19 protein-coding genes are annotated in these 19,592 nt (G+C 72.4%); 6 read left to right on the forward strand and 13 right to left on the reverse strand.

Annotated elements, in window-relative coordinates; translation table 11 throughout:
• Positions 1-74 precede the first annotated feature (74 nt).
• The 4 genes from FH610_RS45120 to FH610_RS08755 all read right to left on the reverse strand — a co-directional run bounded on the left by FH610_RS45120 (position 75) and on the right by FH610_RS08755 (position 2,940).
• A complete protein-coding gene (locus tag FH610_RS45120) occupies positions 75-200 on the reverse strand; it encodes a hypothetical protein (protein WP_276607641.1) in 126 nt (41 codons plus the stop codon).
• A gap of 175 nt (positions 201-375) precedes the next feature.
• On the reverse strand, positions 376-1,737 hold the full coding sequence (locus FH610_RS08745; RefSeq protein ID WP_139573787.1) for a CU044_5270 family protein: 1,362 nt from the start codon (positions 1,735-1,737) through the stop codon (positions 376-378).
• Positions 1,730-2,353 (reverse strand): RNA polymerase sigma factor, encoded by a 624-nt coding sequence (locus FH610_RS08750; RefSeq protein WP_240808846.1) that lies wholly within the window; start codon positions 2,351-2,353, stop codon positions 1,730-1,732. Before FH610_RS08750 ends, FH610_RS08745 begins: the two co-directional genes overlap by 8 nt.
• A 95-nt stretch (positions 2,354-2,448) precedes the next feature.
• Complete coding sequence (locus tag FH610_RS08755; RefSeq protein ID WP_139573788.1) at positions 2,449-2,940, reverse strand: SRPBCC domain-containing protein; 492 nt, start codon at positions 2,938-2,940, stop codon at positions 2,449-2,451.
• A gap of 131 nt (positions 2,941-3,071) precedes the next feature.
• On the opposite strand from FH610_RS08755, the gene FH610_RS08760 reads away from it, so the two are divergent.
• Entirely contained in the window at positions 3,072-3,560 is a 489-nt protein-coding gene (locus FH610_RS08760; protein ID WP_139573789.1) for a DUF5946 family protein, read from the forward strand.
• Between the two features lie 85 nt (positions 3,561-3,645).
• Here the strand turns inward: FH610_RS08760 and FH610_RS08765 are convergent, their stop codons facing one another.
• Complete coding sequence (locus tag FH610_RS08765; protein WP_139573790.1) at positions 3,646-4,734, reverse strand: L,D-transpeptidase; 1,089 nt, start codon at positions 4,732-4,734, stop codon at positions 3,646-3,648.
• A gap of 205 nt (positions 4,735-4,939) precedes the next feature.
• Here FH610_RS08765 and FH610_RS08770 point away from each other — a divergent pair, with 205 nt between their 5' ends.
• A complete protein-coding gene (locus FH610_RS08770) occupies positions 4,940-5,548 on the forward strand; it encodes a cupin domain-containing protein (RefSeq protein WP_167538704.1) in 609 nt (202 codons plus the stop codon).
• Between the two features lie 90 nt (positions 5,549-5,638).
• On the opposite strand, the gene FH610_RS08775 is transcribed toward FH610_RS08770, so the two are convergent.
• Positions 5,639-6,181, reverse strand: coding sequence for a hypothetical protein (locus tag FH610_RS08775; RefSeq protein ID WP_139573791.1), 543 nt, complete (start codon positions 6,179-6,181; stop codon positions 5,639-5,641).
• Between the two features lie 100 nt (positions 6,182-6,281).
• Here FH610_RS08775 and FH610_RS08780 point away from each other — a divergent pair, with 100 nt between their 5' ends.
• The gene (locus tag FH610_RS08780) at positions 6,282-7,712 is read left to right on the forward strand and encodes an aldehyde dehydrogenase family protein (protein ID WP_240808847.1); all 1,431 of its coding nucleotides are present in this window, start codon (positions 6,282-6,284) and stop codon (positions 7,710-7,712) included.
• A 129-nt stretch (positions 7,713-7,841) separates the two neighbouring features.
• Entirely contained in the window at positions 7,842-8,375 is a 534-nt protein-coding gene (locus FH610_RS08785; RefSeq protein WP_139573792.1) for a hypothetical protein, read from the forward strand.
• Positions 8,376-8,518: 143 nt separating this feature from the next.
• Here FH610_RS08785 and FH610_RS08790 read toward each other — a convergent pair whose 3' ends face one another.
• From FH610_RS08790 to FH610_RS08810, 5 genes are all read right to left on the reverse strand, one after another.
• Positions 8,519-8,731 (reverse strand): hypothetical protein, encoded by a 213-nt coding sequence (locus FH610_RS08790; RefSeq protein ID WP_139573793.1) that lies wholly within the window; start codon positions 8,729-8,731, stop codon positions 8,519-8,521.
• A 146-nt stretch (positions 8,732-8,877) separates the two neighbouring features.
• Positions 8,878-13,278, reverse strand: coding sequence for an HAD-IC family P-type ATPase (locus FH610_RS08795; protein ID WP_139573794.1), 4,401 nt, complete (start codon positions 13,276-13,278; stop codon positions 8,878-8,880).
• A gap of 442 nt (positions 13,279-13,720) precedes the next feature.
• A complete protein-coding gene (locus tag FH610_RS08800) occupies positions 13,721-14,071 on the reverse strand; it encodes an STAS domain-containing protein (RefSeq protein ID WP_139573795.1) in 351 nt (116 codons plus the stop codon).
• A gap of 199 nt (positions 14,072-14,270) precedes the next feature.
• Positions 14,271-15,128, reverse strand: a complete 858-nt coding sequence (locus FH610_RS08805; RefSeq protein ID WP_139573796.1) for an SAM-dependent methyltransferase — start codon at positions 15,126-15,128, stop codon at positions 14,271-14,273.
• Between the two features lie 163 nt (positions 15,129-15,291).
• Entirely contained in the window at positions 15,292-15,795 is a 504-nt protein-coding gene (locus FH610_RS08810) for a VOC family protein (RefSeq protein ID WP_139573797.1), read from the reverse strand.
• A gap of 194 nt (positions 15,796-15,989) precedes the next feature.
• Between FH610_RS08810 and FH610_RS08815 the strand changes: the two genes are divergently transcribed.
• Complete coding sequence (locus FH610_RS08815; RefSeq protein WP_139573798.1) at positions 15,990-16,202, forward strand: hypothetical protein; 213 nt, start codon at positions 15,990-15,992, stop codon at positions 16,200-16,202.
• A 102-nt stretch (positions 16,203-16,304) separates the two neighbouring features.
• Here the strand turns inward: FH610_RS08815 and FH610_RS08820 are convergent, their stop codons facing one another.
• On the reverse strand, positions 16,305-16,718 hold the full coding sequence (locus FH610_RS08820) for a hypothetical protein (RefSeq protein ID WP_139573799.1): 414 nt from the start codon (positions 16,716-16,718) through the stop codon (positions 16,305-16,307).
• Positions 16,719-16,884: 166 nt separating this feature from the next.
• On the reverse strand, positions 16,885-18,237 hold the full coding sequence (locus tag FH610_RS08825) for an ROK family transcriptional regulator (protein WP_139573800.1): 1,353 nt from the start codon (positions 18,235-18,237) through the stop codon (positions 16,885-16,887).
• A 189-nt stretch (positions 18,238-18,426) separates the two neighbouring features.
• Here FH610_RS08825 and xylA point away from each other — a divergent pair, with 189 nt between their 5' ends.
• Entirely contained in the window at positions 18,427-19,572 is a 1,146-nt protein-coding gene (gene xylA / locus FH610_RS08830) for a xylose isomerase (protein ID WP_139573801.1), read from the forward strand.
• The last annotated feature ends 20 nt before the right edge of the window (positions 19,573-19,592 follow it).

The following is a 19,592-nucleotide window of genomic DNA, read 5'->3' on the forward strand; positions in this document are numbered from 1 at the left end:
CCGAGAGCGTACGTCATGAAGCGTGAACGTCATTTGGGGGCTTTCTAGATTGTGGGGGGATTTCAGGGGAAACGTCAGAAGTCGTCGTCCAGATCTTCCGTTTCGTCCGCGTCGTCATTCTGGTCAAGGGCGTGCGCGTCGTCGCCCAGGTGCAGGTCGTCGTCGGGTTCGAGCAGTGCCGCCATTTGCTGGAGAAGCATCTTAAGCATGTTTTTGCCCTTTGGCCGGCGTTTGTTTCGCTACTGCTCATCAAAGCATCGCCCGGCATCGCCCGTCGACTTTTTCCACAGCCCCTCTGGGTATGTGGAATTATCCGAAGAGCCGAATTTCGGCTTTTTCGGTATATCTACGTTTCGTCTGCGGGTCGGGCGCGGGTCAGTCGTGCTGAGCCGGCAGGTCGGGCTCCTCGTCGGTCCAGCTGCTGTCGTCGTACGCGACGAAGGTGCCGACGGTCACCGTCCGGCCACCGGCGTCCACGCCCGCGCTGCGGGTCTCCGCCGACAGGAACAGCCCGCTGCCGGGGTCGACCACCATCGTGACGTCGGTGCCCTCCGCGCCCGCCCGATAGGTGAGGCCCTGGCCGGTACGGCCCAGCGCGTCGGTGACCTCTCCCACGGCGGTGATGCCGGGCAGCTCGGCCAGGATCCGGTACGCCGACGCCCGCACCTCGGGAGAGACGGGCAGCCCCCTGAGGATCTCCACGCAGGCTCCCTGCAGCCGGTTGTCCATCTCCCGCTGCGGGTCGAGCGCGTGATACTTCTTCGTCTGCCGGCTGATCCGTGCCTTCAGGTAGTTCCTGAGCTTCTCCGTGCCGCTGGGAATGCGACCCAGCTCCGCCCAGGTGATCGGCTGCTTGGCCAGGACACCGGCCGAGCCGATCCACCGCCCGGCAAGCCGTGACCCTGTGGGCTCCTCCGGTGCGGAACGGACCTCCTCTTCCGGGCCGAGGTCGCCGAGGCCGTCGACGTCGTGCGGATAGCGCCACTCGCGGGGCGAACCGGCGTCGCGCCAGGCCGCCTCGTCCTCGGGAGTCGCCGGCTTCACACCGAGAGGCCGCGTGATCCTCCAGCTCGGCCGGGCGGGGTCGGGGGCGAGCCACATCTCCCCGGACACTCCCCTCTGGAGGAGGTAGCGACGGTCGGGCGAGAGAAATCGCTGGATATAGGTCGTATTCATGCGCCAGTAGGCGCCGGGCCGGTCGGACGTCCTGGCCGTGGCGGAGGCGGCGGCGAGCAGGATCTGTCGGGCGTTCCCCGCACCGCCCATGGTTTCGGCGGCCGGCGTTCCCGTCGATGCCCCACTGGTGGGAGTGAGCACCACCCGGCCTTCAGGTGCGACGGCCGTGGTGACGATCAGGGCGGCCGCAGCGGCCGCCCCCGCCAGCAGTGCTCCCACGGTGACCCGCCGCCCGGTGAGGCGGTGCTCGGGGGAGCGGCTTTCGGGGGAGCGGCGCACGCCCCTTGCCCGAGACTGTCGCCGGCCCCTCCCGAAGCGTGCCGGCTCCGGCTCCGACGGGCCGTGATCCGGCCCGGGACCCGCTCCGTCCCGGTGCGGGTCGCCGTCCGGCGCGTACGGACCGTCCTGGGCGGCGAGGGCCAGCGCGGCCATCAGCCGGGCGCGGCCCGCGTCGAAGGCTGCGGCGGTGGGTGCTGGCTCGACGAGGAGGTCGCGGACGGCGGCCAGTTCGTCGGGTTCGGAGGTCCGGGGGGAGCCCGTCGGGCGGGTCAGGTCATCCATCGGTGCCTCCGATCAGGGGGTTGACGCCTCCCAGAGCCCCGCGAAGCTTCCGGCGCACCCGGCTGAGCCGGGAACCGACGGTGCCCGCGGGGATGCCGAGGGTCTGGGAGATCTCCTCATGGCTCAGTCCGGCGATCGCCACCAGGAGCAGGACGTCCCGGTCGCCGTTGGACAGCCCGGCGATCCCCGCTGCCAGCGGCCCCTGTGCGCTCGCGGCGGTGACCCGCGCCGCCACCCGGTCCTCGTGGCCGGACACCGCTCCGCGGTCCACCGGCGCCCGCTGGAACGCCTCCAGCCTCCGGCGCTCGCTCCTGCGGTGCTGGGCGACGAGATTCGTGGCGATGCCGTACAACCAGGGTCGTACGGAGCCGCGGGCGGGGTCGAAGCCGTCGCGCTTGCGGAACGCGACGAGAAAGGTCTCGGCGGCGAGGTCGTCGGCGACCTGCGTGCCGAGCCGCGCCGCCGCATAACGGTGGATCTCGCCGAAATAGCGCTCGTAAAGCGCAGCGAACAGCTCCGGCCGATGCCACGACCGCTCGATGAGCACGGCGTCGTCGAGATCCGCCGGAGCTTCCGGGGGAGCGGGCATTCGCGAGGCGTCCCTTCTGTGGGTCATCACCTCTACTCCGCCGCAGGGCCCGATCGCTTTCACGCCGGTCTTTCCAGGAGGCTCACTCCCCGCTCCCCAGACCGGCGGCGGGGCGGGACGGCTCAGGCGGCGGCGCGGGCGAGATCCGCGAGCCACTGCTCGTGGTTGGCCCGGAGCATGGACTTCCGGTAGAAGAGCGGCAGCAGCGGACCGGCGAGCGACTCTTCCACGGTGATCCTCGTGCGCCCGCCCTCCAGCGGCTCCAGGACGTGCCGGTCCACCGCCCGGTAGCGGCCGAGGAAGGTGCCCGTCCAGGTGAGTTCCCGCTGGGGGTCGACCACCGCGAACCGCGACCGCAGGGGCACGCCGTTCAGGCGCCACCGGAAGGACGCACCGGGGCGTACGTCGCCGAGTTCGAGGATCCGGATGCCGGAGACCCACGACGGCCACGTCCGCAGGTCGGCCATGACCGCCCAGACCCGGTCCACGGGCACGTCCACGACCAGCCGGGACGAGGAGGTCAGCTGGGCGTCGGGGTCGACGCGTCCCCGCGCGGCGTACTCGTCGTGCAGGACGGCCAGGGACGGACCCGAATAGAGCAGCGACATGGACATCTCCGAGAGAGTAGTGCTCTTTAACGAGAGCAATGCTCTCTCTTCTCCGTGAGACATGTCAAGAGCAGTGCTCTCTGAGTTGCGCGAAATGCCGTCGACACGGCTGTCGCCGGCTGCCTATGGTGCGGGGCATGACGGACAGCTCCGGTATGGGTCGGTGCGAGTGCGGCGCGCCCGCGGGTCCGCTGGGCGAGTGTGCGGACTACTACCACGCGATCCTGGCCGAAGAGCAGGCCGATCCTGAGATGTACAGGTGGCACACGCCCGTGGTCTGCGCGTATCTCCTGCAGCACCCCGCCAGGGCCCACGACAAGTACCTCGACGGTCAGTTCCGCCTGCTGCAGCTCTACCTGGACAAGGGCCTCGACGCGCTGCTCCGCGTGGCGGCGCATCAGGTGGCGCGGAACAGGCACGGGGCGCGGTCGGGCTATGACATGGCCCCGCTCGCGGAGTATGCGCCGCTCCCGCGGGGCGGATCCCCCGGGCCCTTCCGCGCCGGCTTCTGCGGGTTGCCGTTCAAGGACGGCAGCCTCGTTTCCGACGGATACCCGGCGTACGGCCGCCGCGTGGAGAGCATCGCCGAGGCGACCGTGGAGTCCTGGAGAACCCTCACGACCTGAGGCTCGAAAGGCGCAGGAAAGCAGGCGGCGCTCCCGCCCTGGGCCGTACGGACCGGGGGCGGGAGCGCCGTGCGGAGCGGAGGGCCTATCCCTGCAGGGCGTCCTGGTCGGCGGACGGAGAGGCCGAGGGCGATGCCGAGGCCGAGGCCGAGCCGGCGGGCAGCGCGCTGCCCCGCTTCCACTGGCTCCAGTTCAGCTGCCAGTAGCTCCAGCCGTTGCGCCAGTCGAGCTTGCGCTTGGTGCCGGTGACCTCGATGACGTCGCCGCGCTGGCTGATGCCGTAGAACCACTTGGCACCCGCGGGTGTGGCGCGCACGCAGCCGTGGCTCTGGTTCGACTTGCCCAGGAACTGGTAGTCGCCCGCGCTCTGGTGGACGTACTCGCCGCTGTCGGAGATCCGGACCGCCCAGGGGATCTCCAGCTTGTAGTAGAGCGGGTCCTTGGGGTCGGTGACGCCGAGCCAGGACGAGGTCATCGTCTCGACCCGCTTCTTGCCCATCGCGAGGTGCACGCCGGTGGTCGTGAGGTAGACGTCGACGCCGCCCCGCGGCAGGCCGCCGCGGCCCGCGCTGATCGGGATGGTCTTGGCGAGCTTCCCGTCGCGGCGCACCTTCATCACGTGCTTCCTGGTGTCGACCACCGAGATGTTGGCGGTGCCGACGGCGAAGCGGCGCGAGACGTCCTTGGCGGCCTCGTTGCCGGGGATCTGGCTCAGCCTGGCGGTGAACAGGACCTTCTGGTGCGGCTTCCAGTAGGTCTTGGTGCGGTAGACGACCTTGCGGTCGGAGACCCAGCGCCACGCGCCCTCGGCGGGCTTTTCCGCCTGGACCTGCAGCACCGCTTCCGCGGCCGCCCTGTCGCGCACCGCGCGGTCGAAGGTGACGATGATGGGGAAACCGACGCCGACCCGCTCGACCTTCTCGCCCATGGGCGTGATGTCGGCGATGCCGAGCTTCGGCTTTCCTGCCTTGCGTGCCGTCTGGGACGCCGCGCGCGGGGCGAGTGCCGCCGCCTTGGCGTCCGGGGCCTGAGTGGCCGGAGCCTGAGTGGCCGTACCGGCCGCACCAGTGACTGATGCGGCGGGAGTGGTTGTGCCTCCCGCCGAGCAGGCCGTAGCGACGGCGATGGCGGCGACGGTCAGTGTGACGTGGGCCGCCCGCCGGAGGGTATTCACGGTCTACTCCTCATTGGGGGTGTTTCACAGGGAATTGCACTGACTTGGAACGTGCGAAACCGCTGTTTTGTGCGGCCGATTCCATAACGATCAAGTAACGCCGGTTTGGACGGCGCCGTCGGCGCATGCGTTCCCGTCGAGGCGGCCCCGCCAGGCCCGCGGACCCGGCGCGCCGCCCTGCCGTACGATCGGCCGCGTGCTGCTGATGACGCTGGACGCCTACCCCGGCGGCCCCGGGCTGTCCGCCCGCGACGACGAGGAGGCGCTGCGGATCGCCGCCGCGGCCTTCGCCGGCACGGATCCCGTCGTGGCGGTGGACGAGGACGACCCGGGCGCCCCCCTCCGCTTCCTGCGCCGGGACGTCTCCGGGGCGTTCGTGGCGATCCAGGCGCGTCCCCCGGTCGCCGAGGCTCTCGGCCTGCTGCCCCACCCCGAGGGCGGGTGGTATCGCGAGACGTGGCGGGCGGCGGCCTCCGTCGAGCCTCCCGGGTACGGCGGCGCGCGGGCGACGGCGACGGGCATCTACTTCCTGCTCGAGCCGGGCGAGGAGTCGGTCTGGCACGCCGTGCGGTCCGACGAGGTGTGGCTGTGGCATCGGGGCGGGCCGCTCACGCTCGTGCTCGGCGGCGCGGGCGAGCGGCCCGGCCGGGAGGACGTCGTCGTCCTGGGCCCGGATGTGGAGAACGGACAGGTCCCGCAGGCGGTGGTGCCGGCGGGCACCTGGCAGGCGGCCCGTCCGGCGGGGGCCGAGGGCGTGCTGGTGAGCTGCGTCGTGTCACCCGGCTTCGACTTCGCCGACTTCACCGCCCTCTGAGCGACCGGCCCGCGACCGGCCCGGTGATCAGCCCGCGACCGGCCCGGTGATCAGCCCGGTGATCGGCCCGGCGCGGCCCCGGGCCGCCGGTCAGGCGGTGGCGCCGGGGAGGCCGACCCGGTCGGGCACCTGGCGGGGCAGGCCGCGCAGCCACCCCTCCACGTCGGCGGGCCACCAGCGACCCGCGGACAGCCCGCGCAACGTCTCCTTCACGGCGCCGGCCGAGGCGGGGCTCGGCACCACCCGGGTCGGCGCGGCCCCGGCGAGCACGCCGAGCCACCAGTGCCGCCGGGTGGGCGTCAGGCCGTCGGGGTCGAGGACGATGTAGTAGTCGGGCAGCACCAGCCGCTCGGCGCGCAGCGCGCCGACCGCCGCCTCGACGGCGACCTCCAGGCCGCCCACCGGCGTCGTCCCGTCGAAGAAGCCGGTCCACGCCTCGCCGACCTCGGCCAGGGGATCGGCGTCGTGCAGCACGTACGTCGCGCTCGCCCGTGTGACCACGTCGGTCATCTCGGCGGGGGTCCGCTCTCCCCGGGTGATCGCCCGCACGTTGTGCAGACCGACGAGCCCGGAGATCACCTCGGCGGCCCGCTCCCCGGCCACCACGACCACTGTGCTGCTCAGCCGTCGCATACGGGAAGTGTAGGAAGCCGGGTGATAACCGTACGTGCCGGGGGGTAGCGAGCACGGGTAGAGCGACCGCGGCTGTGCGAGTAACGGGAGGAGAACCGGGGTGCGGGACAGGGATCGCTGGGTGCTGACCGACGGCGCGTGGACGGCGAGCGCGAGCGAGCGGGACCGCACGGTCGCCGACCCGGCGACCGGGGAACCGGTGGGCGACTTCCCCGCCGGGTGCGCCGAGGACGTGGAGCGGGCGGTCGACTCGGCCCGCCGCGCCCAGCCCGGCTGGGCCCGTACGGCTCCCGCCGAGCGGGCCGCGTGCCTGCACCGGATGGCCGACCGGATCGAGGCCCGCGCGGACGAGCTGGCCGAGCTGGTGACCAGGGAGATGGGCAAGCCGATCGGCGACAGCCGCGGCGGCGTGGCGGCGGGGATCGGCACGCTCCGGCAGTACGCCGAGCTGGGGCCGCTGCACCGGGGACGGAGCCTGCAGGGCGGCTGGGACGCCACCGACCTGATGGTCCACGAGCCGCGCGGCGTGGTCGCGGTGATCACGCCGTGGAACGACCCGGTGGCCATCGCCTGCGGGCTCGTCGGCGCGGCCGTGGTGACCGGCAACACGGTCGTGCACAAGCCGTCGGAGCGCACGCCGCACACCGGGGCGCTGCTCGCCGAGCTGATGGCGGCGGAGCTGCCGCCGGGGGTGCTGACCATGGTGCCGGGCGACCGCCACCCGGGCGAGGCCCTGGCGGCGCACCCGGGCCTCGACCTCGTCGCGCACGTCGGCTCGACCGCCGCGGGCCGGGCCATCGCCGCCGTGGCCGCGCGCACCGGCGCCAAGACCCTGCTGGAGAACGGCGGCAAGGACCCGCTGATCGTGGACGCGGGCGTGGACGTGAAGTGGGCCGCGGGGCAGGCGGCGACCGGCTGCTTCGCTAACGCCGGGCAGATCTGCACCTCCGCCGAGCGCGTCTACGTCCACCGCGACGTCGCCGAGGAGTTCCTCGCCGCGCTCGCGCAGCGGGCCGAGGAGTTGCGCATGGGGCCCGGCATGGACGAGGAGACGGCGCTCGGGCCGCTCGTCGACCGGGCCCAGCGCGACGTCGTGGACCGGCACGTACGCGGCGCGATCGAGGCGGGGGCACGACTGCTGACCGGCGGATACGTGCCCGAGGGGCCGGGGGCTTTCTATCCGCCGACCGTCCTGGCCGACTGCACGGAGAACATGGACGTCATGCGCGAGGAGACGTTCGGGCCGGTCGCGGCGGTGCGGGTGGTCGAGTCGTTCGACGAGGCGCTTGAACTGGCCCGCGAGTCGAGGTACGGCCTGGCGGCCACCGTCCTCACCCCGTCGATGGCCAACGCCCAGCGGGCCTGGCGCGAGCTGCCGGTGGGCACGGTGAAGATAAACGCGGTCTTCGGCGGAGCGCCCGGCGGCGCGGCCCAGCCGCTCCGGGCCAGCGGGCACGGTTTCGGGTACGGCCCGGAGCTGCTCGACGAGATGACCCACACCAAGGTCGTCCACCTGAGCCCGCTCCCCTGAGTCGATCGTCGGGGGCCCGCTGCCAAGAGATTCTGAGCTTTGACCCGACACTGAGCACGGGGCGCGCGATCGGCGGCGGCGTGCTGCCTACCGTCTTCCTCGTACGATCCGTGACCTCGGGGGAGACTCATGATCATCTGCTCGGCCGCCGCCGCCCTCGCCGCGACCCTGATCGCCGGACCGGTCGCGTCCGCGGACCCCGCGCCGCCCGCGGGCCCTTCCACGGGCGGCACGGCGCCGATCGCGGCGCCGCCCGACACGGCGGTCTACAACCCCTACTACGGCCCTTCCGGCCCTGACAACGGCCCGGGGTACGCGCCCGTGACCATGCCCGTCGCCATGCCCGTCGCCGCAGGCCCCGCTCCCCTCATGGGGCAGGCCGGCGAGCCGAAGCAGGCCGTCTATCACACGAAGAGCAAGGACGGCGTGCGGAAAGACGTGTTCATCGTCCCGATCTCGGACGACCCCTCCAAGCCGATCACGCTGCCCGACTTCGGGTTCCAGAAGTTCCAGGTGACGGACAAGCCGCGCGCCCACACTCCGCACGCCCACACCCCGCGCACGCACAAGTCCCACGACCACACGGCGCGGCAGCACCGTGCAATCCGGGGAGAGGGGAAGAAGCACCGTCACGGCGGCAAGGGCCTGCGCCGCCACCGCTGAGGATCAGGCCGGCCGCCACGATCGGTGCTCGAACTCTCGTGGTGACGTCACAGGAAGCGTCTGTGGGCCAGGTGAGACGGAACCCGGTCCCGTGGTGAGGGCGGTCTCCCGGTCGGCCGTGATCCACTGAGGCCGCTCCGCCGTCACGCGTCGTCGTCGGCCGTCTCCTGCCTGGCCGCGACGACGGCCTCGATGCCCCGTCCGAGGAAGCGTCCGATGACCCGGCGCTCCTCTGGGGTGAAATCTTCGAGCGCCGCCGACATCCGCCGCCCGAGCGGTGCGAAGAACCGGCTCGCGAGGGCCGCCGCGCCCAGAGCCCCGGGGGTGAGCGGTCGCCCCTCGCGCGAGGCGTCCATGATCACGGTGAGCGCGGGGCGACCGCTTCTGGTGGCCCGGCCACCCCGCCGCCGGGGCACGGACCACGCGCACGTCCATACGGCCGGCGGAGGCGGCCCGCCCCTGACCGCCGTACGGACCCACCGGCGGGCGGCGGCCGGCGCGGTCAGGCCGGGACGGGCAGGTGGGCCGTGGTCCTGCGACGTTCGGCCTCGGCGCGGGTCGTCGCCTCCCTGACCGGGCGCTGCACGAGCATCCCCACCAGCGTGGCGGCGGCCGCGCTGCCCAGCCCGATGACCCAGCCCGCCGGGCCGAGCGGCCGGCATCCGAAGACGGCGCTGACTCCCGGCACCGTGACGATGAGCCACAGGACGGCCAGCGACGACAGCGCCGCGAGCACGACGATCCTGTCCCGGCCGCCACCCGCGAGCGTCTGCAGGAGCTGCGCGGACACGAGCGCCACCAGACCGATGGTGTTCGCGCGCACGCGGGTGCCGGTCATGCGTCCCAGGATCCACGCGGCCGTCGCCGCCGCCGTCGTGACCGCCGCGCGAAGGTAGATGTCGCGGGTCAGCGACGCGCCCAGCGACGCCTCCGGGCCCTCGGCGAGCAGCTTGTCCGGATCGGTCGAGGCGGGCGGCCGTACGGCGACCGCCATGGCCGGCACCATGTCGGTGAGCAGGTTGACCAGCAGGAGCTGCCGGGCGTTGAGCGCGCTCCCGCCGGCCAGCAGGTTGGTCCCCACGGTGAACGCGATCTCGCCGATGTTGCCGCCGAGAAGGATGCTCAGCGAGTCGCGCACCGAGGTCCACATCGCCCTGCCCTCGACGATGGCGTCCACGATCGTCTCGATGCGGTCGTCGGTGACGACGAGGTCGGCGGCGGCCCGCGCGGCGGGCGTCGCGCGCGACCCCAGGGCGATCCCGACGTCGGCGGTGCGGATGGCGGGCGCGTCGTTGGCGCCGTCGCCGGTGACGGCGACGACCTCACCCGCGCGGCGCAGGCACGTGACGATCCTGGCCTTGTGCGCGGGCGTGGTGCGGGCGAAGACCGCCACGTCGGGCAGCACCTTGGTCAGCGTCTCGTCGTCGAGCTCGTCCAGCTCGGGGCCGGTCATGACGCGCTGGCCGTTCAGCGCGTTGAGTTCGACCGCGATCGCCTCGGCGGTGCTGGGATGGTCGCCGGTGACCATGACGATCCGGACCCCGGCCCGCACGAGGCGCCTGACGCTCTCCGCGGCCGTCGACCTGACCGGGTCGGCCAGGCCGAGGAAGCCGAGGAAGCACAGCTCCTCGATGCGCGACTCGTCGAGGTCCCGCCGGTCGGAGGCGGGTCGCTGCGCGACGGCGAGCACGCGGTAGCCCTGCCGGGCCAGCCGCTCCACCTCGCGCTCCAGCTCCATGCGCACGGTCTCGTCGCAGGCGACAGGGCCGGTGTCGCGGTGCACGGTGGTGCAGTGGGTGAGCACGATCTCGGGGGCGCCCTTCACGCTGAGCAGGTGCCCGTGCTCGGTGCGGCCGAGCACGGCGTGGTAGCCCCGGCCCGGCTCGAACGGCATCTCGTCCACGCGCTCCCAGCTCTCGAACCCTTCCTGGGGCGTGACGTCGAGCCGGTGCGCGCCGTCCAGCACGGCGCGGTCGGTCGGATGGGCGATCACCCGTCCCCCGCCGGACTTGGGGCTGGCCCGGACGGCCGCGGCGAGGACGCGCCGTAGCCTGGTGTCCGCCTCCTCGATCGGACGGCCCGCCCGCCCGTCCGACAGGTGCCGCAGGCTGATGCGGCCCTCGGTCAGCGTGCCCGTCTTGTCGAAGCACAGCACGTTGACCCGGCCGAGGGCCTCGATGGTGGACGGGTTGCGCACCAGGGCGGCGCGCCTGGACAGCCGCCGCGCAGCGGCCAGCTCCGCCACGGTGGCGACGAACGGGAGCCCCTCGGGCACGGCGGCGACCGTCAGGCTGACGGCGGGCGTGAGCGCCGCGGCCAGCGGCCGTCCGCGCAGGAGGTCGGTGAGGAGCAGCACGACACCCGAGGCGATCGACAGCGGCAGGATGCGGCTGCTCAGCTCCCGCAGGCGCAGCTCGACGCCGGTCGGCGGGCTCGGCTCGCCCGCGAGCCTCGCGCTGCGCCCCGACTCGGTCATGTCGCCGGTCGCGACGACCACCGCCCGGCCGCTGCCCGCCGCGATCGAGGTGCCCTGGTAGACCATCGAGCTGCGGTCGGCGATGGCCGCCGCCACGGTCGGCGCGGCCGTCTTGGCGACGAGCTGGGACTCGCCGGTGAGCGTGGACTCGTCCACCTCCAGCCCCACGGCCTTGATGACGCGGGCGTCCGCGGGCACGGCGTCCCCGGCGCGCAGCTCGATGACGTCGCCGGGCGCGAGCTCGTCCTTCGTCGTCTCGACGACGCCCTCGGGACGGCGCAGCCGTACGAGGACCTCGGTGGACTCGGTCAGGCGGTGCAGCGCCCTGTCGGCCTTGAACCGCTGCACGCCGCCGAGGAACGCGTTGATGACCATGACGCCGCCGATCAGCACGGCGTCGAGGGCCGAGCCGACGAGGGCCGAGATGCCCGCGCCGGTGGCGAGGGCAGGCGTGAGCGGGTTGGCCAGCTCCTCCACCGTGGCCCGGGCCAGTGAGTGCGGCCCCTCCACCTCCTCGGGCGCGGCCTCCGCGCGGCGCCTGCCCGCCTCCTGCTCGGCGATGCCCTCGGAGGAGGAACGGAGCCGGGAGAGCACCTCACGCGCGGACATGGCGTGCCACGGGGTGGTGTCGGCGCGGGCCGGCGTGGGGATGCGGCCGGCGTTCTGCCCGTCCCACTCGCCCAGCACGATGGCGGCCAGCGACACGGCGGCGCTGGCGAGCTGCGCCCGGCGCAGGGCGGTGCCGGCCGGGCCCGCGACGGCCAGCAGGGTGCCGACGCACGCGCCCGCCGCGCCGAGCTTCACGCCGTTCCCGCTGTTGCCGCGCGCCCGGGGCAGGCAGCGCAGGAACAGGTGGACGCCGTGCAGCTCGCCGGCGATGTCGGCGTCCCACGGCACCATGCGTCCGGGCTCGGATGCCGCGGGATCGACCACCCCGAGGCCGATGTCGGCCTGGGCGAGCGAGTGACAGGCACCCGTGGACACGACGACCACGCAGTGGCCCGCCGCCTGCAGGTCGTGCACGTGCTCGGCGAGCTCGGGGCCTCCGGGCAGCGTCCGGCCGATCGCGAGGCGCTGCGCCAGGCCCTCGTCGCCGCCCGCGAGCAGGACCGTGCCGGCCGCCTTGGCCGCCCCGACGACGGGTACGGCCAGGGCGTCGATCTCCGGGGCGAGACCGGCGACGGCGACCCGGGCGCCGTCCCTGGACACCTCCACCGCACGCAGCCCGCGTGACCGCCAGAGGCCGGCGTCCGAGAGCAGGGGATCGGGGTCCGGCAGCGGGCGGACCGACCAGCCCTCCACGGTCCTGGCGTGGCCGGGGTCGGAGAAGTCGATGAGGGAGTAGAGCCGGGAGTACAGCTCGTCGGTGTCCTCCCCCTCACGCAGCGGCTCGACCCGGTCGATCGTCCACGAGCCGGTCGTCAGCGCGTCGGCGTGCAGGACGACGGTGTCGACACGGTCCATCTTGCGCAGGCAGTCGGCGTCGAAGACGACCGTGTCGTGCCTGCCCAGCGCGCGGCTGATCGCGCCCGCGAACGCCTCCCGGCTGAGGTCGGCGACCCGCGGAGTGGCGGAGATGAGGATGGACACGGACCGTTCGCCCCGCGTGAGCACCCGCGTCACGGCGTACGCGGCGGCGCTGATCGGGGCGACCACGTCGGCGTAGCGCTCGATCGGACCGTGCGGCAGGTGGACCGGGCGCGGCCGGGTCGCCGCCCGGATGTGGTGGTAGGCCCCTGGCCGTGCGGCCAGCCGCTCCTCGAGGCCCTCCCAGGCGTATCGGCTGGCCCTGGCCTCGATGTAGCGGCCCACGTTCGCGACGGCCTGCACGAACAACGCGACGGGGCGAAGCGTGAGGGTCTGGGTGACGAGGTTGGCGGTGGTGAAAAGGGCGTCGGTGGGACGGCGCCCCAGCCGGTGGTCGAGCTGCTCGCGGATCGCCGGCGTGGCGTTGGCCAGTTGCAGCAAGGCGGGCACGACCGCCGGGAGCCGCGGGGCCCGGATCGCCTTGCCCAGGAAGATCAGCCCGATTCCGGTGACGCCGGCCGTCAGCCGCACGGTCGCCCGCAGGTGCTCCTCCACGAGGTGGACGGGGCTCTCGTGGGCGTGCTCCTCCTGTTCGTCGAGCTTCGCGGTGACGGCCACCAGCTCGTCCTGGTCGACCCGCTCCGGGTCGCAGGCGACGAAGACGGCGCCGATGCGGCCGTTGACCTCTGCCCGCTCGACGCCGGGGACCGCCTCGAGCTGTTCTTCCAGCAGGCCGGCCGCCGCCTCGGAGCCGGGCCGGCCGATCCCGCGCAGGTGGATGCGCAACCCGCCGGGGCAGACGTGCACCTCACGAGGGCAAGGAAGCAGGTCGCGGAACGGCTCGGGCAGCACGCCGCGCAGCAGGGCCGCGGACGTCGTGAGCACCTGATTCAGGAACATTCGGCTCTCCAGCAGACGGGAGCGCCCGGACGCCGGGTCCGGGGCGGAGCGGGCGGCCGCACCGGCGGATCAGCCGGTCGGGCCAGGTCGCCTCGTCACCGCGGCGCGAACGCGCGGCGGTGGCTGCGCCACGTCGGCGGATGGCCGCCGACATCGGTGGCGGGCTGCCGGAGTACCCGGAAACAACTCATCACCCCTCCTCGCGAGAGTCGGGGGGAACTCACGGATGGATTTCACCCGAACCCGTACGAAGGCTCAGGCGCTGGTCATAACGGTCGTACGACCGTCCTGGGATACCTTTCCTCCATCCGGAGCACGAGAAACGCCGGAGTGCGAGAAACGCCGGAGTACGAGAGCCGCAGGGGGGTGTGAGAGACGCGGGGGTGCGAGAAAGGCGCCGCCCGCGATCGGCGCGGTGGGGGGTCCGCGCCGGGCCGCTAGGTCACCCGATGGTGAAGGCGGGCCAGTCGAGCAGGGTGAGCAGCTTGTGCAGGCCGGGCTTGACGTTGCGCAGCCGGATCGGCCGGCCCAGGGGGATGTCGGACAGCAGGGCCAGGGCGCGCAGGCCGTAGAGGTCGATGAACTGGAGTTCGGCGACGTCCACGGTTCCTGTCCCCGGCCTCGTCCACTCCCTGTGCAGAGTGTCGGCGATGGCGTCGCCGTTGGTGAGGTCGATCTGCCCGATCAGCCGTACGGAGCCGTTCCTGGAGGTGCGTACGACCAGTTGCTTGTCGAGGTAGAGCAAGGTCTTCTTGTTCAGAGCCGATTCGAACGACCCGTTGACGGTCATCATGTCGGTGCCGCCTTCCTGTAGAGGGGCAGCCACCTCCGAGCATCACCGTCGCTGCTCACCGATGTCAACCGAACGGCCGTCCGGGCGGCCGTACGCCCGATCGCCGCTCCGTCGTCGCAGACCCGCTGCCTGCGACGACGCGCTCCCGGCCGTACGGCTCAGCAGTGACGCAAATCACGTTTATCGCAAGAAGAACGTTTCAGGGTTTGCGCGCCACGCCGCCGACGAAGGTGTGGTAAGTGATGCCGCGCTCGACGAACGCGTCGGGCTCCGGCCGCCATTCGGCGAGCGGCACCAGGCCGGGTTCGAGGAGCGGCATGTCGCCGAAGAAGGCCAGGATCTCGTCGCGGGTGCGCCACCGGCCCGTGCCCAGGTTCTCGTTGAACAGCTTCTCGGCCGAGGTCGCCTGCGCCGACACCTCGGGCATGCCCGGCCCCGGGTTGTGGAAGTGGGACAGCGCCAGATAGCTGCCGGAGGGCAGAGCCTCGCGGAAGCGTGCGGCGATCCCCTGGGGGTCCTCGTGGTCGTTGACGTGATGCAGGATCGCGAACAGCAGCAGGGCCACCGGCTGGTCGAAGTCGATGAGCGCGCGGATCCCGGGGTGCGTCAGGATCGACTCAGGGTCGCGGATGTCGGCCTCGACGACCGTGGTGCTCCCGTTGGTAGCGAGCAGCGCCCGGCCGTGCACGAGCACGATGGGGTCGTTGTCGACGTAGACGACGCGAGCCCCCGGGGTGACCTCCTGGGCCACCTCGTGCACGTTGCCCTGCGTGGGCAGGCCCGAGCCGATGTCGAGGAACTGCCGGATGCCCGCCTCGGCCGCCAGGTGGCGGACGACGCGCCGGAGGAAGGCGCGGTTGGCCCGGCCCGCCGCCGGGGCGTCCGGCGCGATCCGCAGCGTCGCCTCGCCCACCTGCCGGTCGATGGCGAAGTTGTCCTTGCCGCCGAGGAAGAAGTCGTAGACACGGGCGATGCTCGGCTTGCTCGTGTCGATCCTGGTGTTATCCCGGTCGTGCTCGGCCGGGGCGTCGCCCGCGTGCTGGTCGTTGTCGGCCATGACCCGTCCTGTCCCTCGCTGCACCGGTTCAGATCATGATCATGGTAAGGCCGCCGGGCGCCGCATGAAGGATGTTTGCGATAAGTGGCGCGAACAGGTCGGTCAACGGATAAGGCCGGCCGCGGTGGGCGGCCGCGGGAAGAGGCCGCCCACGAGCGCCGGATCAGACGCTGACGCCGACCCCGCCACGCGTCTGCGCGCCGTATCGCTCCAGTTCCTTCGCGAGGTCGAGCGGCTTGATCTGGGCGCGCCCGTCGAGGATCTCGTCGGTGAGCAGATCGGCGGGCACCAGCCAGGAGACCTCGAACTCCAGCCCGTCCGGATCCTTCGCGTAGAGGGCCTTGGTGGTGGAGTGGTCGGACGCGCCGACCAGGGCGTTCATCTCCGTCAGCCTGGTCGCGATCCGGTGCAGCTCGGCGAGCGTGTCGACCTCCCAGGCGAGGTGGTAGAGGCCCACCGTCGCGCGCCCGGCGGACGACGGCCCCGCCTGCGCCCCGATCTGGAACAGCCCGAGGTCGTGGTCGTTCGAGGAGCCCTCGGCCTGCAGGAACGCCGCCCCGGGGAACGCCTGCACGACGCGGAACCCGAGGGCCTCCTGGTAGAAGGCCACACTGCGGGAGACGTCCCGCACGTACAGCACGGCGTGGTTGAGTCGCTGGACCGGCATGACGCCCTCCCGAAAACTTGAACTCTCAAGTAATTGTACCTCGGTGGGTTTCCCGGAAACTGTCGGTGGCAGGTCGTACCGTGGCCACCGGGCAGGCGCCAGGGGTGGCGCAGCCGCCCACCGGCGCACCGCACGGCGCCGAAGGGCGGTCCGGCGAGGGGTGCCGGTGACGAGGCCGGCATAGGGGGGACGTCATGATCGTGGACAGGGCGACGCGGGAGCACGAGGACAATCTGGTGCTGTTCCGGGCGGTGCACGAGGTCGCGGTCCGTCATGCCGGCGCGCCCTATCACCAGGTGATCTCGGCGCTGACCGCCGACCTGCCCGGCACGCCCCGGCTGGCCGCCGACGAACTGCGGCGCATCGCCGAGGAGATCAGCCTCGGCCGCGACCCCTCCGGCCTGTGAGCCGCTGAGCGCCTGCGCGTGACCGTCCCAGCCTCTCGGGACGCACGCGGTGGAACCGGAGCGGGTCCCCGCCGAAACCGTGGCGCGCGGACGGCGGAAGTGTCAGTTCCTCCAGTGGATCGGCATGTTCTGTCCCGTGGCGCAGATGGTGGGCTGCGATCCGCAGAAGGCGGCCTGCAGGTCGAGCGAGCGGGTCTTGGTGATCGGTTGCTGCGACTGTCCCATGACGAAGGTGGGGGAGACGGCCCCGTTGAGGCTCTGGTTGAACCTGCCCGCGCCGGACCTGCTCTGGCTGCCGCTCGCTCGCCCTCCTTTGATCACCTGACCTCCGCCTCCACCGGGCCCGTGGACACGGAAGGCCGCGAGCCCCTCTCGTAGGGGCGGCGGGGTGACACGCGCCGTCGCCGGTTGCGCGGCGCAGATCCCCGTCGCCGGGATCACGAGCGCGGCCAGGGCCAGCCGCCGGGCCGTGAGGACCACGGTGTCGATGGGGGGCCGCGTCCAGTAGCGGGACATATCGGTATACGCCTTCCTGCTGGACGACCGACGGTGAGCGTCGCCCGTCCGGTTCTGTGGAACGGCGGCCTCATACCCCGCCGGAGCAGGGCCGTGCCCCGAGCTGGACAAGATCGGCGCAGCTCCTTACGGGTTCTTGGCGCCCGGCCGGAGCGCTCGCGTCGCGTCAGGTGTGCAGGAGCGCGGCGGGGTCGGCCATGACCTGCTCGATCACCTGGCCGGCCGCGCCGAGGGCGGCCGCCTCGGCCCCGAGCCGTGACACGACCACGGGCGGCACGGCGCCGCGCATCTGACCGAGGCGGGCCTTCAGAGTGTCGGCGACCATGTGGCCGATCCAGGGGAAGAGCGGCGCGTAGATCCCGCCGAGGACGATCGCGTCGGGATCGACGAGGTTGACCGCCGACGACAGGGCCACGCCGAGCGCCCAGGCCGCCCGCTCACAGGCGGCGCGCGCGTTCTCGTCGCCCTCCCGGAGCCGGGACAGCACCCACGACACGCCCTGCTGCGCGGGCAGGAGCATCTCGGGCGGGGGTGTTTCGCGTGCGGCTCCGGCCGCTTCGGCCGGCCCCTCGTGTGCCGCTCCGGCCGATTCGGCCGCGTCCTCGTGCGGAATCCCGGCTGGCACGTTCCTGGACGCTCCGGCCGGGGGCGTATCGGCGGCGGGGCGGACCGAGGTGGCGGCCCGGACCGAGGTGGCGGCGCGGGCGGCGGTCAGGAGGGCGTCCTGGCCGGCGTACTGTTCGAGGCAGCCCCGGCCGCCGCAGCGGCACGGCGGTCCGGCGGGGGAGACGACGACGTGCCCGAGCTCCCCGGCGAAGCCGTGCGCGCCCCGGAAGAGCCGGCCGCGGACCACGAGGCCCGCACCGATGCCGATCTCTCCCGACACGTGCAGGAAGTCGGGCAGCCCCGACCCGAACCACAGCTCGCCGAGCGCGGCCAGGTTGGCCTCGTTCTCCACACGTACGGGGAAGGGGAACCGCAGAAGCGACGCCAGTGGCACGTCGCGCCAGCCGAGGTTCGGCGCGTTGTGGACGACCCCGCTGGTCATGTCCACAGGGCCGGGCACGGCCAGCACGCCGCCGACCACCCGCAGGCCCTTCTCCACAGCTTCGTCCACAACCGCGGAGGCCAAATCCCCAAGTCGCGCGATCACATCCACAGGAGGCGCGGCCCGATTGTCCACAGCCTGTGTACGACGCAGCCGCACCGTCCGGGCGAGGTCGACCACGCACACCGCGAGGTAGTCGACGTTGATCTCCAGCCCGAGGGCGGCGACGCGCTGCCCGCTGATCCGGATCTCGACCCCCGGCCGGCCGCGCTCGCCGTCCCGGACCGTGCCGGTCTCCACCACGAGCCCGCCCTCGATGAGGTCGCCGACGAGCTTGGACACGGTCGTCTTGGTCAGGCCGGTCATCTCGGCGAGGGCGGCCCGGGTCACCGATCCCCGGGCGCCGACCGCGCCGAGGACGAGCGCCAGGTTCCGCGCGCGCATCGCGTCATGCCGCAGGGCCTGCGTCATCGCACCCTCCGCGCACACCGAACGGCCCGCGTCATCCGCACCTCCACGCGCCAGCCGCGTCACGCCGTACGGGCTGCCTCATCACATCCTCCACTGCCGGGCGTTGAGAATACGGACACGCCCTCTTGACCCTGCGCCTCATCACGTCGGATATTTAGTCCACAACGTAGACTAATTCGGAGGCGATTCATGTACACCCCCACTCCCGAGGACCGCTTCACGTTCGGGCTGTGGACCGTCGGCTGGCAGGCGCGCGACCCGTTCGGCGACGCCACCCGGGCCCCGCTGGACCCGGTCGAGAGCGTTCACCGCCTGGCTGAGCTCGGCGCGTACGGTGTGACCTTCCACGACGACGACCTCCTCGCGGTGGAGCAGGACCGCACCAAGGCCATCGAGAGCTTCAAGAAGGCGCTCAGCGAGACCGGCATGAAGGTGCCGATGGCCACGACCAACCTGTTCACCCACCCGATCTTCAAGGACGGCGGTTTCACCAGCAACGACCGCGACGTCCGGCGGTACGCCCTGCGCAAGGTCATCCGCAACATCGACCTCGCCGCCGAGCTCGGGGCCACGACGTACGTGTGCTGGGGCGGCCGTGAGGGCGCCGAGTCCGACGCCGCCAAGGACGTGCGGGTCGCGCTCGACCGCTACAAGGAGGGCTTCGACCTCCTGTGCCAGTACGTGATCGACAAGGGCTACGACATCCGATTCGCCGTCGAGCCCAAGCCGAACGAGCCGCGCGGCGACATCCTGCTGCCGACGATCGGCCACGCTCTGGCCTTCATCAACTCGCTGGAGCACCCGGAGATGGTGGGCCTCAACCCCGAGGTCGGCCACGAGCAGATGGCCGGGATGAACTTCGTGCACGGCATCGCCCAGGCGCTGTGGCACGGCAAGCTGTTCCACCTCGACCTTAACGGCCAGCACGGCCCGAAGTACGACCAGGACCTCGTCTTCGGCCACGGCGACGTGAAGAGCGCGTTCTTCCTCGTCGACCTGCTGGAGAACGGCGGCTACGACGGCCCGCGCCACTTCGACTACAAGCCGCTGCGCACCGAGGACAAGGAAGACGTCTGGGAGTCGGCGGCCGCGAACATGCGGACCTACCTCATCTTCAAGGAGAAGTCGAAGGCCTTCCGCGCCGACCCCGAGGTGCAGGAGGCGCTGGCCGCCAGCAAGCTCACCGAGCTGGCCCAGCCGACCCTGGCCGAGGGCGAGACCTACGACGACGTCCTCGCGGAGTCGATCGACGTGGACGAGGTGGCCGCCCGCGGCTTCCACTTCACCCGGCTCAACCAGCTCGCGCTGGAGCACCTCCTCGGCGTGCGCGGCTGACCGGTACGACGAGAGCGAAG

Origin of the sequence: Microbispora catharanthi (genome assembly GCF_006334915.2) — a bacterium.
GTDB classification, from domain to species: domain Bacteria; phylum Actinomycetota; class Actinomycetes; order Streptosporangiales; family Streptosporangiaceae; genus Microbispora; species Microbispora catharanthi.

What these genes read in the sequence shown, in the direction of transcription:
- FH610_RS08785 (WP_139573792.1), top strand. Translation starts at nt 7,842, where the DNA reads ATGATCATCTGCTCGGCCGCCGCCGCCCTCGCCGCGACCCTGATCGCC.
- FH610_RS08770 (WP_167538704.1), top strand. Translation starts at nt 4,940, where the DNA reads ATGACGCTGGACGCCTACCCCGGCGGCCCCGGGCTGTCCGCCCGCGAC.
- FH610_RS08795 (WP_139573794.1), bottom strand. Translation starts at nt 13,278, where the DNA reads ATGTTCCTGAATCAGGTGCTCACGACGTCCGCGGCCCTGCTGCGCGGC.
- xylA (WP_139573801.1), top strand. Translation starts at nt 18,427, where the DNA reads ATGTACACCCCCACTCCCGAGGACCGCTTCACGTTCGGGCTGTGGACC.
- FH610_RS08750 (WP_240808846.1), bottom strand. Translation starts at nt 2,353, where the DNA reads ATGACCCACAGAAGGGACGCCTCGCGAATGCCCGCTCCCCCGGAAGCT.
- FH610_RS08825 (WP_139573800.1), bottom strand. Translation starts at nt 18,237, where the DNA reads ATGACGCAGGCCCTGCGGCATGACGCGATGCGCGCGCGGAACCTGGCG.
- FH610_RS08760 (WP_139573789.1), top strand. Translation starts at nt 3,072, where the DNA reads ATGACGGACAGCTCCGGTATGGGTCGGTGCGAGTGCGGCGCGCCCGCG.
- FH610_RS08745 (WP_139573787.1), bottom strand. Translation starts at nt 1,737, where the DNA reads ATGGATGACCTGACCCGCCCGACGGGCTCCCCCCGGACCTCCGAACCC.
- FH610_RS08755 (WP_139573788.1), bottom strand. Translation starts at nt 2,940, where the DNA reads ATGTCCATGTCGCTGCTCTATTCGGGTCCGTCCCTGGCCGTCCTGCAC.
- FH610_RS08810 (WP_139573797.1), bottom strand. Translation starts at nt 15,795, where the DNA reads ATGCCGGTCCAGCGACTCAACCACGCCGTGCTGTACGTGCGGGACGTC.
- FH610_RS08820 (WP_139573799.1), bottom strand. Translation starts at nt 16,718, where the DNA reads ATGTCCCGCTACTGGACGCGGCCCCCCATCGACACCGTGGTCCTCACG.
- FH610_RS08800 (WP_139573795.1), bottom strand. Translation starts at nt 14,071, where the DNA reads ATGATGACCGTCAACGGGTCGTTCGAATCGGCTCTGAACAAGAAGACC.
- FH610_RS08805 (WP_139573796.1), bottom strand. Translation starts at nt 15,128, where the DNA reads ATGGCCGACAACGACCAGCACGCGGGCGACGCCCCGGCCGAGCACGAC.
- FH610_RS08815 (WP_139573798.1), top strand. Translation starts at nt 15,990, where the DNA reads ATGATCGTGGACAGGGCGACGCGGGAGCACGAGGACAATCTGGTGCTG.
- FH610_RS45120 (WP_276607641.1), bottom strand. Translation starts at nt 200, where the DNA reads ATGCTTCTCCAGCAAATGGCGGCACTGCTCGAACCCGACGACGACCTG.
- FH610_RS08775 (WP_139573791.1), bottom strand. Translation starts at nt 6,181, where the DNA reads ATGCGACGGCTGAGCAGCACAGTGGTCGTGGTGGCCGGGGAGCGGGCC.
- FH610_RS08790 (WP_139573793.1), bottom strand. Translation starts at nt 8,731, where the DNA reads ATGGACGCCTCGCGCGAGGGGCGACCGCTCACCCCCGGGGCTCTGGGC.